15 protein-coding genes are annotated in these 14738 nt (G+C 59.1%); 6 read left to right on the top strand and 9 right to left on the bottom strand.

The genetic code is table 11. The annotated features are described in order from the left end of the window. Nucleotides 1–34 precede the first annotated feature (34 nt). Nucleotides 35–871: a sigma-70 family RNA polymerase sigma factor gene (locus M9Q49_RS11245; protein WP_254508839.1), complete on the bottom strand. Its 837-nt coding sequence runs from the start codon at nucleotides 869–871 to the stop codon at nucleotides 35–37. 161 nt (nucleotides 872–1032) lie between these two features. On the opposite strand from M9Q49_RS11245, the gene M9Q49_RS11240 reads away from it, so the two are divergent. The 3 genes from M9Q49_RS11240 to M9Q49_RS11230 all read left to right on the top strand — a co-directional run bounded on the left by M9Q49_RS11240 (nucleotide 1033) and on the right by M9Q49_RS11230 (nucleotide 2680). After that, nucleotides 1033–1299, top strand: a complete 267-nt coding sequence (locus M9Q49_RS11240; protein WP_254508838.1) for a hypothetical protein — start codon at nucleotides 1033–1035, stop codon at nucleotides 1297–1299. 20 nt (nucleotides 1300–1319) lie between these two features. Next, complete coding sequence (locus tag M9Q49_RS11235) at nucleotides 1320–2348, top strand: Gfo/Idh/MocA family protein (protein WP_254508837.1); 1029 nt, start codon at nucleotides 1320–1322, stop codon at nucleotides 2346–2348. Between the two features lie 83 nt (nucleotides 2349–2431). Further along, nucleotides 2432–2680, top strand: coding sequence for a hypothetical protein (locus M9Q49_RS11230; protein WP_254508836.1), 249 nt, complete (start codon nucleotides 2432–2434; stop codon nucleotides 2678–2680). 15 nt (nucleotides 2681–2695) lie between these two features. Here the strand turns inward: M9Q49_RS11230 and M9Q49_RS11225 are convergent, their stop codons facing one another. Further along, complete coding sequence (locus M9Q49_RS11225) at nucleotides 2696–3262, bottom strand: hypothetical protein (RefSeq protein WP_254508835.1); 567 nt, start codon at nucleotides 3260–3262, stop codon at nucleotides 2696–2698. 294 nt (nucleotides 3263–3556) lie between these two features. Here M9Q49_RS11225 and M9Q49_RS11220 point away from each other — a divergent pair, with 294 nt between their 5' ends. After that, nucleotides 3557–4837 (top strand): hypothetical protein, encoded by a 1281-nt coding sequence (locus tag M9Q49_RS11220; protein WP_254508834.1) that lies wholly within the window; start codon nucleotides 3557–3559, stop codon nucleotides 4835–4837. Nucleotides 4838–4865: 28 nt separating this feature from the next. Here M9Q49_RS11220 and M9Q49_RS11215 read toward each other — a convergent pair whose 3' ends face one another. Together M9Q49_RS11215 and M9Q49_RS11210 are read right to left on the bottom strand one after the other, a co-directional pair. Continuing rightward, nucleotides 4866–5339 (bottom strand): GNAT family N-acetyltransferase, encoded by a 474-nt coding sequence (locus M9Q49_RS11215; RefSeq protein ID WP_254508833.1) that lies wholly within the window; start codon nucleotides 5337–5339, stop codon nucleotides 4866–4868. Next, nucleotides 5339–6274 (bottom strand): DNA integrity scanning protein DisA nucleotide-binding domain protein, encoded by a 936-nt coding sequence (locus M9Q49_RS11210; RefSeq protein ID WP_254508832.1) that lies wholly within the window; start codon nucleotides 6272–6274, stop codon nucleotides 5339–5341. Before M9Q49_RS11210 ends, M9Q49_RS11215 begins: the two co-directional genes overlap by 1 nt. Nucleotides 6275–6568: 294 nt before the next feature. Here M9Q49_RS11210 and M9Q49_RS11205 point away from each other — a divergent pair, with 294 nt between their 5' ends. Both M9Q49_RS11205 and M9Q49_RS11200 read left to right on the top strand, forming a co-directional pair. Beyond that, nucleotides 6569–7885: a hypothetical protein gene (locus M9Q49_RS11205; RefSeq protein WP_254508831.1), complete on the top strand. Its 1317-nt coding sequence runs from the start codon at nucleotides 6569–6571 to the stop codon at nucleotides 7883–7885. A 90-nt stretch (nucleotides 7886–7975) separates the two neighbouring features. Continuing rightward, a complete protein-coding gene (locus M9Q49_RS11200; protein WP_254508830.1) occupies nucleotides 7976–8317 on the top strand; it encodes a hypothetical protein in 342 nt (113 codons plus the stop codon). Here the strand turns inward: M9Q49_RS11200 and M9Q49_RS11195 are convergent. Genes M9Q49_RS11195 through M9Q49_RS11175 form a run of 5 tightly spaced genes read right to left on the bottom strand, consistent with a single transcriptional unit; the run spans nucleotide 8296 to nucleotide 14584 of the window. Then, nucleotides 8296–9282 carry a CHAD domain-containing protein gene (locus M9Q49_RS11195; RefSeq protein WP_254508829.1) on the bottom strand — a complete coding sequence of 329 codons (987 nt, stop codon included), beginning with the start codon at nucleotides 9280–9282 and terminating at the stop codon, nucleotides 8296–8298. The two genes, M9Q49_RS11200 and M9Q49_RS11195, sit on opposite strands and share 22 nt — an antisense overlap. 42 nt (nucleotides 9283–9324) lie before the next feature. Further along, complete coding sequence (locus M9Q49_RS11190) at nucleotides 9325–9816, bottom strand: SixA phosphatase family protein (RefSeq protein WP_254508828.1); 492 nt, start codon at nucleotides 9814–9816, stop codon at nucleotides 9325–9327. 36 nt (nucleotides 9817–9852) lie between these two features. After that, the gene (gene ppk1, locus M9Q49_RS11185; RefSeq protein ID WP_254508827.1) at nucleotides 9853–11967 is read right to left on the bottom strand and encodes a polyphosphate kinase 1; all 2115 of its coding nucleotides are present in this window, start codon (nucleotides 11965–11967) and stop codon (nucleotides 9853–9855) included. A gap of 21 nt (nucleotides 11968–11988) precedes the next feature. Beyond that, complete coding sequence (locus tag M9Q49_RS11180) at nucleotides 11989–13569, bottom strand: Ppx/GppA phosphatase family protein (RefSeq protein ID WP_254508826.1); 1581 nt, start codon at nucleotides 13567–13569, stop codon at nucleotides 11989–11991. A 22-nt stretch (nucleotides 13570–13591) separates the two neighbouring features. Beyond that, nucleotides 13592–14584: an ROK family protein gene (locus M9Q49_RS11175; protein ID WP_254508825.1), complete on the bottom strand. Its 993-nt coding sequence runs from the start codon at nucleotides 14582–14584 to the stop codon at nucleotides 13592–13594. Nucleotides 14585–14738: the final 154 nt, after the last annotated feature.

Below are 14738 nucleotides of genomic sequence, written 5' to 3'. Positions count from 1 at the left end.
GCAGCGAATCCGACGACTCGGCCGGGAACACTTCTTACTCTTCTTCCGCTCGCAACTGCCCGACCGTGCGCCAATCGTCGGGGAGAAAATCGCGTACATATTCCATCACGCCCAGCGAGATGAGTTCTTCCTCGACCGCATCCGGCGCAGGATCGGGCAGGCCGCGCGCGACTTCCTCCACCATCAATTGCGCGAAACGCAATCGAGCGCGCCGCAGTTGCTGACGACACGCTGCCGCGTTGAGCTTCTTATTCACAGCGCGACTCACTAGCGCCGCGAGTTGTTCAGAGTCTGCATCAGGTTCATCGGTCCGCATTCGCAACACGGAATACGCGAGGCTACCCGGCGTCTTGCGTTGAAATTCTTCGAGCGAGCGCCAGGTGTTTTCGAGCAACGTGCTAGTCCATTGCTGCTCCCAAGCATCCGATTGGGTATCGTCGACCGGGCCGAACTGCTGTTCGTCAAACTCGACACCGGTCCGGCGATTCTCGCGCGACCAGTAGTTGCGCACCATGTTCCGAATCGCATGTTTCAGCAAATCGCGAAACCGGCCGCGATTTGCATCGGCCCCGGCAAAGTCGCCGCGCATCAAGCGGACCATCACATCTTGCGCCACGTCGTCGGCTGCGATGGGATCTTTCACCACCACGCCGACGAACCGGCGCACCGCACGGCCATAGCGCAACAGCAGCGCCTGCCTGGCAGCATCGGCGCTGGTGGTTTGCAAGTCGTGCGCGAGTCGCAGCAGGCTCCACTGCGTAGCGATTTGCGCCAGCGAGTCATCCGACAAACGGCAGGCCGTGTCGTTTGCCGGCGTTGTACCAGCGCGCTGCTCATTCGGGCGTTTTCCGTCTGCTTGCGAACCTGCCATGGATTGCACTCGCTGCGGTGTGAAAGGTATGCGTCAATTTTTGTCGAGTTTCACACGCAAAGAAAGACTACGTTGCCCTACCGTCTCACACGTTCAACAATTGTTTGAACTGCAACTGGCTTCGCCGTAAGATCACTCGCTCCAACTGCCGCAAAGCACCCATGTCAAACACCAGCGTTATCGAACGAATCCGCACGCTGGCCGATCAGTTGGATGCCGGTGAGGCGGACCTCGCCGCAGTTCGCGATTCACTGCTGAGCTATGTCGATGCGCTCGAAGGGATCGGCTACGGTCGGGTGAAAGAGGCGCAATACGTCTGGGCTCAACTGGCGAACGGCCTCGAAGCCGGCACCGAAATCAACACCGAGGCAGTGGTCGGCTGGCTGCGGGAATGGTCGAATCTCGTGTCTCAGGAAATATCGAAGTAACTTCAATCAGGCGAATTCTCATGCGACGTTGGTCTCTCCCGCTCGGCTCGCTCGTGATGCTTTTTTGTTGCGGCCTGACATTGGCTCAGGAGACCGAAAAACCGCCCGTGAAAATCGGCGTGCTTGGTCTCGATAACTATCAGGCCGTGGCTTACGCCCAGCTGTTCAACGATCCCAAGGCGACCGGCGATTTGCTCGGCGTACGAGTGGTCGCTGCAGTGCCGATCGGCACCGAGTTGCTAGCCGAGAGTCGGACTAGCCTGCCAAAGTGGAAAGAGCAGATCGCCAAGTATGGCGTGGAGTTGGTCGATTCGGTCGATGAGTTGCTGAAGCGCTGCGATGCCGTGATGGTTATGAGCCTCGACGGCCGCGATCACCTGAAGCAGGTCGATCCGGTGCTGCGGGCGAAGAAACCCGTCTACATCGGGCGGCCATTGGCGGGTTCGCTCGAGGATGCGCGAGCGATTTTCAAATTGGCCGAAGAAACGAAGACGCCCTGCTGGTCGAGCTCGCAGCATCGCTTCAGTCCGGGCTTCAGCGGCATGAAGAATTTTCCGGAAGTGGGCAAAGTCATCGGCTGCGATGTCTACGGCGGCGGCAAACCGAGCGACGAAACGCCCGGCTTTATTTGGAGCTCGCTCCATAGTATCGAAACGCTCTACGCGATCATGGGCTCCGGCGTGGTGAGCGTCACGTGCACATCGTCACCGACGGCGGAGCAGTTCACCTGCGTGTGGAGCGACGGCCGCATCGGCACATACCGCGGGATCAAAGAGGGAGCCGTGAAGTACAGCGCGGTGGTCTTCGGCGACAAAGGCGTTTCGACCGCGGGCGTCTACGGCCACGGCTTGCCGGTGAAGGGAGTCGTGCCGACGAACGATGAGTACATGGGCTACAAAGGCATCGCGATCGAAATGGCGAAGTTCTACAAAGGTGGTCCCACGCCAGTGGCTGCGGCTGAAACGCTGGAGATTTTCACGCTGCTGAAAGCAGCGGAAGAAAGCAAAGCGGCCGGCGGGAAGGCAATCAAGCTTGCGGATGTGAAGTAGATGGCAGACGGTGCGACGAACCGCAATGATGATTGCCGTGTCGTTTTACACGTGACTTGGGAACTGTCTCAACGAGAAACTCCATGAAACGCGAATCCAGAGTACCGCTGATTGTCGCCATCGTTCTGCTGCTCTTGCCAGTGCTGTACTTGGGGAGCTATTTGGCGTTAGTGAAACCCGGCCCTGACGACTTCAGATCGTATGCGGTTTCTCTCACTCCGTCGCCAGGCTTCTATGACACTAACTATCGCTTTGCAAATCCGCTTCTGAGCAGGGTGTACTGGCCTCTCGAGAAGATCGACCGAAAGTTGAGGCCGGGCGCGTGGGAATGATTTGGAGACGCGGGCTCAACTTCGAAAATCAAAACTAAACATCATGCGAAAGAAAACACTCAGGAGAAAGTGCATACGCAGCAGGTCGGGCTCACATACGACAGGCGAGTCGTGGGGAACGACGAGATTGTGCCAGTCATCGCACAAAACATTGCCTAGGTTGACGGGGAGCGGCGAATGTTTATCCCATTCGATCCAGAGCCGCGAGTGGTTGCTTACCGGATACTTGAATCCAATCTCTCCGTACAACTGATTGTGCAGGGAAACAAGCCACGTATGTCGTTCTTGCAGCGTGAAGATCTCTTGCCACCATAGACCTTTTTTAGTGGGCGAGGAGAGTTTGATTGCTGTACCGAATCGTCTGCCCCGATCGAAGAACTGACAGACGCCTGGTTCGGTCGCCAACTCGATTAACTCCAGTAACTCGCCCGACGCGAGACGAACGGCGACATACATCCGAACCGGGTCTTCCGCTTTCGCTTCGCGGCACCAGACAGCTTCACAAACTGAGACCACCTTCGCGAAAATTCCACGAACCTGTTTCTGGTGACCCGCGGGGAAAACGGGTGAAAAAGAGCTCACGGATTGCGATCGTTCGTGGACTGCCCAGATCGAGAGCCTGCTGCCGAAGTGCTGTCTCAAAGCAAACACTTCGCGCTGGAGGCACAAAACCTTGGCTGGCTTTTGATTGGATCGTGAGTGGCACGACGGGTTCGCGAATCATGCGTACCATTGTATCCGCGCGCGAAAAACGCCCGCTAGCCTTCGGCTTGCTTGTCGCCAAAACGCTGGGCCATCGCTGGCAACACAAAACGCTTTGACGCTCAGCATCGTCTCAATCTGTAGACCCTCGCGGCCAGACTGGAGCTCTAAACGATGCCTGCGCAATTAATCCGCCGATCGGCATTGGTTGTTTCACTCGTTCTGCCCTGGCTCGCGGGGCAACTGTTGGCTTGTTGTAGCGCGCCACGTCCAGCGCCTAGAAATGGCGAAGCGGCGAAGTATTTGCGAGCGGAATTCGCGCGGCTGGACGCGAACGGAGATGGCAAGATTTCGCGCCTCGAGTTCGAACAGAATATTCCAGCAGCGATCGACGAAGCCGAGCGTTTGATCAAAGCCCACAGCTATCAGCCGTCGTCAGTTTCAAAGCTGCTGGCGTGGGATGAACGCGCGCGGACTAAATTTCCTGAGTTCGCACAGGTCGACACCAACGGCGATGGTCTGATCTCGTTCCATCACGAGTATCTGGGGTTTTCGTCGCACGAGTTTGCGCGTTTTGGCGGCTGGGATCAAAACGGCGATGGCCAGGTCACACAGCAAGAGTTTGTGACAGCGCCGCCGGAAAAGCCGGAATACGAACAAGATCCTTTCACCCGCCCCGAGCCAGTGGATCCTGTAGCCGAAGAACGCAAACGCCGGCGACTGGCGCTGGAGTTTGTCTTGCGCGATCAAAACAGCGACGAGCGGCTGACTTGGAGTGAGCAGGTCGCCTTCGAAAAGATGCTGCCACCGCTCACTTACGAAGGAATGAATGCGCTGGGTGCGTTTTTGAATGTGGATGCGAATTTCGACGGAGCCGTTTCCCGCGAAGAGTTTCTCGCGCATGCCCGCGATCCGCAGCGGTTCGACAAAAATTATCTCACGATGGAAGAGAATGTCTTTCGCCTGCGCGATCTCGATGGGAACCAATCGCTGTCGTTTTTGGAATTCATCCAGACCGGCGAAAATCTGGCGCGAGGATTCGTTGGGACCGACAAAGATGAAGATGGCAAACTGATACTCGCAGACTTTGCCGGCACGATTTGGACGACGAGTGAAAAAAGCAGCGAACGGGAACGAACTCACTTCGCCCGACTCGACCGCAATCAGGATCAGCGGGTGACGTGGAAGGAATACCGCAGCGCGACTGGCCGCGGCGTTGCCTTCGGTGCGATCGATCTTCTGCAGTGCGACAACTTCATCTCACTCGCAGAATGGGATGCGGTCGAGCAGGAATATCGTGATGGCCAAAGCGGCAAGCAGATTCTGCCGCAAAGTCGGTCGTTTTATGCGACGTATTGGCTGCCCGGGATTTTTGAACTCATCACGTTTGCTGACATGGATGCCAACAAGGATGGACGAATTTCGTGGTATGAGTTTGAGACGTTTGGACGATAAAGTCCGGCGGGCCGACACCTGATCGTGGCTACAGCCCCTTCGACCAGAACCACGACTCTGGCTCGCTGCCGCGATAACCAATCCGCTGATAGAGAGCCTGCGCTCGCGCGTTGTCGCTACGGACTTCCATCGTGATCTTGCAACAGCCGAGCGCCTTGGCATCGGCTTCGAGGAACGTGAGCAGAGCAGCGCCGATCCCTTTGCCGCGAGCCTGCGGCGAGACGGCGATGTCGTGAATGTTAAGGAGCGGTGCGCCTTTGAAGGACGAGAAGCCGAGCATGCAGATCGAGACGCCGAGCGGCTCTTTGTTTTCGCCGGCATCGTCGAAGGCGAGATAGACTCGCGCGCCGCCGTGTTTGATCAAGCCGGGAATGAGATTCTCACGAGCCTTCGCGGACAATGGCGCACCGTCGCCGAATTCGTCGCGGCAGTACATATCGAGGAGATCGACGACCCAGCGAGCATCCTGGGCGTCGTGCAAGTCGGCGAGGCGGACGGCCATTAGTCGTCTCCATCAAGCGGCCGTTCGTATTCGAACTCTTTCCACTTCATGGCCTGGCGGAAGGGCTCGATGCGGAGGACGACCTCGCCGGCTTGGAAGATGCGGACCGTGCCGCTCGACTGGCTGACGACGATGGCAATTGAGTGGGTCGCTTTGCTAATGGCCGCGCCGGCCCAGTGACGAGCACCGAGGCCCTTCGAGACGGTGAGGTCGGCGTAAGGAGCATCGACGAGCTGGGCCGCTTTTTCGACGAGCCCTTCGGGGCTGACGATGAACGCGCCGTCGAGCACGGCGACTTCTTTGATGGCTTCGCGGACGCGGGCATCGTGCAGGTCGCGCTCAGCCCGGGGATAACCCCGGACCGGATCGAAACCGGCCGGCTGACTGTGAGCGAGGACCTTGCGAGTGTCGCCGACGACGAACATCGTGCCGACTGCTTTTCCTTCGCGCCCTTCGCGGCCGATTTCGACGGCGAGGTCGACGACGACCTTCAGCGTATCAAGCGGCACACTGGTTTCGAGCTGGCGAAGATCGCGGGCGGTGAGCTTGCCCAGGTGTTCGTCGAGGCGAATGAAGCTGAGCGAATCGATCGATTCGGCATCGAAGCCCGAGTAAGCAACGACGACACCAGCCCCCGGCGCCAGGATTTCGCGAGCGACGCCCGAGAGGAGCGCCTGCGTGAGGCGCTCGAAGGTCGGAGCCTCTTCCATGTTGAGCAGGATGGTCTCCAGGCCGGCTTCCTTGGCTCCGGCGACTTCTTCTTCCTTGTCCGCCGTGATCACGATCTTCAACCCGTCGAGCTCGTGCTTGACTGCGTCCCAGTCGGTCGGTCCTGGCAAGAGGAGCAGCACGGCTACGGCTTCCTGCTCCTGGCAGAGTCGGGCCGCCAGTTTCAGGAAGTGGGCCAGTTGATCGTCGAATTTGACGGGCTTCATGCAGGCAAATTGTGATCTTGAGCGGTTGGCAGCGGCGGTTTGCGACAAAACGTCGGAGGGACGGCGGAATGTTAAGCAACCCTGCGGGAAAGAGCAACCGCGGCGACGCTGTTTCGCGGGATTTTGTCAGTGATTTGTCGTGTCGGCGACGAGTGTGGGCCAGAACAAGCTACTCTGCGTTCCGGCACGGCGTGGAAGCGAGAGTACCGAATCACTATCATCCAACAGCGGCCCCTGCCGGAACTGCACTGAGTACAGCTTGTTGCCGGCCTACGATCGCTTGGAGTTCTACCCATGCCTACGCCTGATTTTTCTCGCCGGCGGTTCTTAACGATGTCTTCAGCCGCGGTGGCCGGTTCTGCCGTGGCGACGGTGGTCGCGAACGAGACACTTGCGCAGCAGCCGGTCGCTCCCGCAGCAGCCGTTGCAGCCGACCAATCGCAGCCGCCGAAACCGTTGCGGGTTGCGGCGATTAATTCGATTTTTCGGCTGCGCTCGCATGCGTATCACATCGTCGGGCGACTCGTGCACGGTTATCCGGTCGATGGCTTTCATCATCAGCCGAACGTGCAGGTGGTGCGGATGCTCGATGATCAGTCCCCCGCTGAAGACCTCGGGCCGGGCTTCTGCCGCGACCATGGCATTCAACTGTGCAAGACCGTCGAAGAAACACTGCTGAAGGATGGCCAACTCGACGTCGACGGCGTGGTGCTGATCATCGAGCACGGCGACTATCCGGTGAACGACCGGAAGCAGATCCTTTATCCACGACACAAATACTTTCAGGAGATTGTGAAGGTCTTTCGTAAGGTCGGCAGGAGCGTGCCGGTGTTTGTCGATAAGCACTTGAGCTACGACCACGAGCACGCAGCCGAAATGGTGCGAACGGCGAAGGAGCTGAAATTCGGCCTGATGGCAGGCTCGTCGCTGCCGGTGACGTGGCGGATGCCAGAGATCGAACCGCCGCTGGGGACGAAGTTCAGCGAAGGAGTTTGCGTCTTCGGCTTCGACCGCGGCGTGCCGGAAGTTTATTTCTTTCACGCGCTCGAAACCCTGCAATGCATGCTCGAGCGCCGCGCCGGCGGCGAAACCGGCGTGAAGAGCGTGACCTGGCTCGAAGGTGATGCAGTTTGGAAAGCGGGCGACGCCGGCCGCTGGTCTTGGCAGTTGCTCGATCAAGCGATGCGCCGTTGCAGCAGTTTCAACGTCGGTCCGCTGAAGGAAAACGTCCGCCATCCGCAGGCGATTCTGGTCGAATACAACGACGGCACCCGCGGAGCCGCGTTCAATCTGATCGAGCAGGTTTCAGAGTTCGCCTTCGCCGGCAAAATCAAAAACGTGGCCGAGCCGATCTCGTCGTGCTTCTATCTCCCCGCGCCGCCAGGGGCTGCGTTTTTCAATCCGCTGACCTGGCACATCGAACGCTTTTTGCGTAGTGGCGTACCGCAGTATCCTGTGGAGCGAACGCAGTTGACCTCGACGATTCTCGATTTTGCTTGCCGGGCCGCGGCGGAGAAGAAGGAAACCATTGCCAATGCCGCCCTCGATATTCGCTATCAATCGCCGGAGTCGAGTGGGTTCTTTCGTGGGGCGATTGTGAATCTGTCGTGATTCCTCTTACCTCCCTCGCCTCGGTACTCCGGGGAGAGGGCCGGGGTGAGGGGCCGAAGCTAGTTTTTACAGCGACTTTAAGCGAGCAATATGACGTCCGAAATCATTGATGTCTGGCCAACATGCCCTCAGTGCCAAACCGCGCGCTGTGCGCGATGCCAGCTCTGCGGCGCCGAACGAGACTTCTTTCCGCAGGCCTTTCAAGCCGATGAAAATGCCGGCGAGTTGCGGTTCTGCACGTCGTGCGACGACGTTGCTCAGTTGCAGTACTTTCGTGAGTGCACGAAATGCGGTCACGACTTTGGCGAAGGGTACACGCCGCCAGACGAACCGCCACCGGAAGATCACTCGCGGGCCATGCGAGTCTTGATGCTGTTGATCGCCGGAGCCGCCATCATCGGTGCTTATTTCTATTGGCTCTTGCGACGCTGAGCCGGTTTGCTGCCGCGTGGCTTGATGTCCGCGAGCGGTGCGAAGATGGCTGCAAACTGCCGCTGCAATTTCTTGCGGCCGTTGGCGGCCCGCCACCAGCGACTGAACTTCTCGAAGCCGGCTTGGGCTTGTTCGTCGTGACGCGCGGCTTCCTTTTCGAGTCGAGCTTGCTGCTTTTCTTTCAGACCTGCGGCCAACTCGCGAAATCTCTCTGCAAAGGCGAGGTCGTCGCAGATCTCGCCGAGCTGTTCTTGCAGAGCTTCGAGCGAAGCATACAGCTGTTTGCCAGCCGCCTTCGGCAGCGCTGGCAGGCCGATTTCGAGAGCATAGCGCACATGCTTGCCGTCGATCCGCAGCTGATGAATCCGCCGCAGCGAAGCCTTGGCCGGTCGCAGTTGCTGAATGAAATCGGCCGAGCTCGCGGCGAATTGCGTGAGAAACCACACGCCGAATTGAGCCTGCGGCGGCACGTGGCCGTTGCTCTTCGCTGAATGGTTCTTCGCTGCTGATTCTTTTTGCAAGTCGGCCAGACAATCGGCGACTTTCCCGCTGCGAACTTTTTTGCGATAGGCGGACTGAAGTTTCTCTGCCGATTCAGCTCGGCCGGTCTTCAGCGTTTCCAAATGTTCGGCGAGCGCTTCGCGCGTCCGCTTGTCGAGCTTGGCCAGCAGCACATCGCAATCGCGCGCTTTGCCGGCGCGCTTGCGAGCTTTGTTCAGCATGCCGAGCAATTCGGCGGCGGGCTTGGCTGCGAAAAACGGCAGGAAGAGTTCGACGGCAGCCATCGAGCGACGCGACCAGACGCGCAGTTGATGCACGTCTTCAACCCGCGGCTTGTCGCGTTTGGCGACGCGTTCCCAGTAGAAAACGGCGGCCTGTACGCGCTGCTTGACTACCTTGCGCGCGAGTTGCGGCGCGGCGGCGTCGGCTTGAGCAGCAGCAGGAATGCGGGCCGGCTTGGACATGGGCGGGAGGGGAGTCGAGGTATCGCAGCAAAAGTGCTGGATTTATTCTAATTCCCGCGGTTGCCACAAGTGCTGCAATTCGGCCCGTGTTTCTGCATTAATTTCCGACCATTTTTCGCTCGGAATCTCCAGTCGGGCGAGGGCGGCCGTACTGAGTGGCCGATATTCGCCAGTCAGCCGTTCGAGCAGCTCTTCCAAGCCCGGGTTGTGGCCGATCAGCATGATCCGCTGGGCTGATTCGGGGAATGACTGAATCAGCGCAAGGAGCTGGCTGCCGCTGGCTTCGTAGACGTCGCCGGTGATTCGCGTTTCGCCGCGATAGCCGCTGCTTTCGGCGACCAGTTCAGCCGTTCGCCGCGTCCGCTTGGCTGATGAGCAAACGATTAAGTCGGGCTGCAGCTGTTCATCGCGAATCAGCTGGCCCATCCGCGGCGCGTCGTGCTTGCCACGCTTATTTAGCGGACGGTCGTGATCGTCGAGGTCGGAATCTTTCCAACTCGATTTGGCATGGCGGAGGAGCAACAAAGTCAGCATGGTGTTTCTCAAAGAAGCAGGTTGCGAGATCATCAATTAACCGCCGGCCGCTGCCGAGCGATGCGGCGTGAACGTGGTCCGCTGCGATTGCTCGGCTTCCTTCACGCGGTCGCGAGCTTGCTCGTAGAGCAGCTCTTGAGCGCGGCGGCGTTTGCCCTTTCCCTTCTTGGCGCGAACGTACGAACCGTCGGCTTTCAGCTGGCGGGCCTTCACATTGTCGTCGAAGTACATATCGAGAATTTCGATCAGCCGCTGCTTGCAATGCGAGTCTTCGATCGGCGCGAGAAGCTCGATTCGTCGATCGAGATTGCGCGGCATCCAGTCGGCGCTCGAAATGAAAACCAGATCATCACCGCCGTGCAAAAAGCGGAGGATGCGAGCGTGCTCAAGGTAGCGATCGACAATGCTGATGACGGAAATGTTTTCGCTCAGTCCTTCGACGCCCGGTTTCAAACAGCAGACGCCGCGGATATTCAACCGTATCTTCACGCCGGCTTGCGACGCGGCGTAGAGAGCCGAAATCAATTCTGGATCTACGAGCGAATTGATCTTGGCATCGATCTGGGCTTTTTGTCCTTCCTTCTTCCGCCGCGTTTCGCCTTCGACGAGTTCCAGCAAGCGACTGCGCAAGCCAGTCGGCGCCGCTTCGATCTTGCGATAACGCTGCGGCTGAGAGTAACCGGTGATGGCGTTAAAGAAGCTCACCGCATCGGCGCCGAGCTCTTCGTTGTTGGTGAACAGGCTCGCGTCGCTGTAAACGCGGGCGGTCATCTCGTTGTAGTTGCCCGTGCCGAAGTGCACGTAGCGCTGCACCCCGTGCGGTTCGCGGCGAACGATGATGCAGACCTTGGCGTGCGTCTTCAAACCCTTCACGCCGTAGATCACCTGCACGCCAGCTTCTTCCAGGCTGCGGGCCCATTCGATGTTGCGAGCTTCGTCGAAGCGAGCTTTGAGTTCGACGATGGCCGTCACATACTTGCCACGGCGGGCTGCTTCGGCGAGGGCGGCGACGATCGGGCTACTGCGACTGGTGCGATACAAAATCTGCTTGATCGCCAGCACATCGGGATCGGCGGCCGCCTCTTGCACGAGGCGCACGACCGGCTCGAAGGTTTGATACGGGTGATACATCAGCACGTCGCGGCGGGCGATGATGTCGAACAGCTTTTCGCCCGGTTCGATATCGATCGATGGCTGCGGCGGCCAGGCTTCGTTTCGCAGCGCTTCAAAGCCGTTGAGATCGGCGAGCGGCATGAAGGTCGACAACTCAAGCGGCCCTTCGATCCGAAAGACCTCATCATCGCCCACCTCCAGCGCCTGCTGCAAAAACGCGAGCATCTCGGGGCGCACATCGGCGGCCACTTCCAAGCGAATGCAGCTGCCGTGCTTGCGGGCGGTGAGAATCCCTTGCATGCCGGCCATTACGTCGGGCGCGAGGTCGTCACGGAGCGAAAAGTCGGCGTTTCGCGTGATCCGAAACGCGGCGTGCGACTCGATGACTTCGCCCGGGAAAAAGCGATCGAGGAATTTCGCCACGACATCTTCCAGCAGCGCGTAAGCATAACCGCGCTCCGGCCCGCCGACGGTCAAGAACCGGCTCAGCGCTCGGCCGAGCGGAATGAGCGCGAATCGCGGCTGCTGCGGAGTGGCTGGATCGGGCTTCAACTGCACGCAGAGCTGTAGTTGCACATTCTGCAGTAGCGGAAACTCAATTTCCGTCGAGATCGCCATCGGCGTGAGGACGGAAAAGATCTCGCTTTCAAAAACTTGTTCCATCGCCTTCAAGCGGCGCTCGGAAAGTTCGTTGCCGCGCAGCCGACGAACATTGGCTTCTTGCAGCTTGGCTTCGACTTCTTTGAAAATCGTCTGCTGATCCTGCACGAACTTGTGAGCCCGCGCGCTGATGGCGGTGAGCTGTTCCTGCGGCGTGAGTCCAGAGGGATCAGGCGTGACGATGCCCTGTTCGATCAGCACCTTCAGCCCGCCGACGCGGACCATGAAGAACTCGTCGAGGTTCGACGCCGTGATCGCCAAAAATCGCAGCCGTTCGAGGAGCGGGTTGGTTTCGTCGGCCGCTTCGTCCAGCACGCGCTGGTTGAACTCCAGCCAGCTCAGTTCGCGGTTCAGAAATTTCGTGGGCGATTCGGTCATGAGAGGCAGAACCTATCTTGGCTATTTTTTGGCCATGCGCAGCAGCACCGGCAGGCCGAACACTTCTTCGAAGAGTGAACCGTTTTGTTTGAGGGCCAGCTGCTCGAGCGCGAGATCTTCGACGAGGGGAATTGAAATCACCAGCCGGCCGTCTTCTTTCAAGCAGCTGACCTGATGAATCCGTTGGCTCCGCGATTCATCGAGAGCAATAGCGACTCGCAAAATTGCCGCCAGCTTCGAGACGACCACACGCTCGTCACGGTCGAGCGTCGCATAGCCTTCGTGCGTCGGCTGTGGTGAAGCGCGGCGATGGTAACGAGCGACGAGCGCGGCGAGAAGCTGATCTTTGCGGCCGAGGCCGAAGAGTTCGCTGTTGCGAATCAAGTACATCGAGTGCTTGTGATAACTCCGGTTGCTCACAAACAGCCCGATCTCGTGGAGCAGCGCGGCGACGCATAAGATGACTTCGTGTCGCGGCGAAAGCTGATGTTCCTCGCGCAGCTCGTTGAACAGCGAAGAGCACAGCGCGGCCACGTGTCCCGCGTGGACATCGTCGTAGTTGTAACGCACTCCCAAATCCATGGCCGAACGCACAATCTGCTTGCTGAACTCTTTCGACCAACCAGCGCCGGCGGCCATCTCGATCAGCAGGCCGTCGCGGAGCGTGAGGTTCGAAACCAACAGTTCTTTGAGCTGCAATTGCTTCGCGAGCATCACATACGCGAGGAGCGCCGGACCGATCGTTTCGGCTTCGGGGTAGGTGAGGTGATATTTCGTTACCAGGCGATCTTCGGATTGGCCGAGCAGTTTGTTGGTGAGGTCTTCGAGCGCGGAAACTTTCAAACGGGCCAGATCCTTGCCATCCCAGCCTGATTGAAGCGTTCGTGCGGCGAAGCGGACATCGCCACCCATGGCGATCAATTCCAGCGAGCCCTGCGGCTTCACCGTTTCGGTGATCTCTTCGATCGTGCGCTGGATGTGATTCTCCATGATGTTACGCAGCTTGAGCGTCGGCGCGCGATAGGCTTCGAGCGTTTCGCGCAGCCGCAACGAACCAAGGCGATAGGTGTGCGCGTAGACCACATCGGTGCCCTTGAGCAACAGCAACTCCGTGCTGCCGCCACCGACTTCCGCAACCACGACATGCGATTTACTCAGCCGTTCGTCGCGGGCGATGAGGGGCTGAATGCCGAGGAATGCGACGCGATTGACTTCCGACTCATCGAGCGGTTCCACATGCAGGCCGGTCGCGATGTAGACGCGGTCGAGAAAGGCGAGGCGGTTGCTCGCTTCACGAACGGCGCTAGTGGCAACGCAGCGAATCTGATCGGGCGAATCGATCAGATTTTCGCGCAGAATACGGCGGTAGCTCTTCAGCACGCGAACGCAGTCTTCGATCGTGGCTTTGCTGATCGAACCGCGGGTAAACGTATCGCGACCGAGGCCAACCGCTTGTGACAGTGACTCCAAATTGCGCACGTCGCCGTTGCTTTTGATTTCGGCGATGGCCATGCGAATTGCGGCCGTACCGATATCGATCACCGCGACGGGTTTCACGCTGCGGGGCGTGGGAGAGATGACCGGATCAAGCGTCGTGGACATGGTTATCGTTTCTAAGGACGGCTCACGCCTTCTTTTCGGCAAACGAATGTTCGGCCCAGGCCGCACAACCGCGGGTCACGGCGTCGTCGCCCAATTTGGCGACGGCCACTTTGAATCCCTTGGCATACGGCGGTGCGGCGCGCAGGCGAGCAGCTTCTTCGACGCCTTGCACGAATAACTCGGGCATCGCTTCGACCAGGCCGCCACCGAGCACAATCACTTCAGGAGCGAGGAGGTTGACAGTGTCGCCTACCACCTGGCCGATCATTCGCGCAGCTCGTTGGACGATGCGTTCGATCGATTTGTCGCCCGCTTTGATCGAGGCCGCAATCGCGCTGCTGCGGATCTTGCTGAGATCGGTTTCCACCGCTTGATAGAGATGCGGAGCCTCACCGCGAAAGGCAGCCATGGCAGCCGCCGCAGAAATCGCCAGACGACTGGCTTCAGTTTCGAGACAGCCGATGCGACCGCAGCCGCATTGCAAACCGGTGGGATTCACCTGCACGTGGCCGATCTCAAACGCAGAGAGTGTCTTGCCGCGAATGATCACGCCGTCGTACACGCAGCCGCCGCCGATGCCGGTGCCGGGAAACACGCCGATCATGCAGCGTGCGCCCTTTCCCGCCCCAAACCGATACTCGCCATAGACGCCTGCATCGACGTCGTTCAGCACCACGGCCGGGGCGTGCAACTCGCGCTCGAGAATTTCTTTGACGTGGACATTTTTCCAACCCAGGTTGGCCGAATCGATGATCAGCCCTTTTTCGAGATCGACCGTTCCCGGGCAACCGATGCCAATGCCGCGAACCGATTCCGGCGAGCGATTGGCTTCGCGCAGAGCATCGTGAATCGACTCCAGCACCCGCTCCATGCCAATCTTCGAGCCGTCGGCCCCCTTGGTTTTGCGACGTTTGCGGCCGAGAGGCCTGAAGGCCTCATCAAAAACGGTGGCCATCATCTTCGTGCCGCCGAGGTCAAAACCGACCCAGCAGCGATTCTCTGGCGTGGCAGTCATGCGATCCAACTTCTTGTGGCCGAACGAGCGGAAAAACGAGGTGCAGAACTTAGTGCGGGTTCAAGTGCGAGAACCGAGTGCGAAAACTCCATGCAATTCGCAAGCCGAGATTTTAGCCGATCAGGGGCAGGTGGCCAGCCGGTAACAATTGGCA

Origin of the sequence: Anatilimnocola floriformis, from assembly GCF_024256385.1 — a bacterium.
GTDB classification, from domain to species: Bacteria; Planctomycetota; Planctomycetia; order Pirellulales; family Pirellulaceae; genus Anatilimnocola; species Anatilimnocola floriformis.
This window is presented reverse-complemented; position numbering and strand designations above follow the sequence as displayed.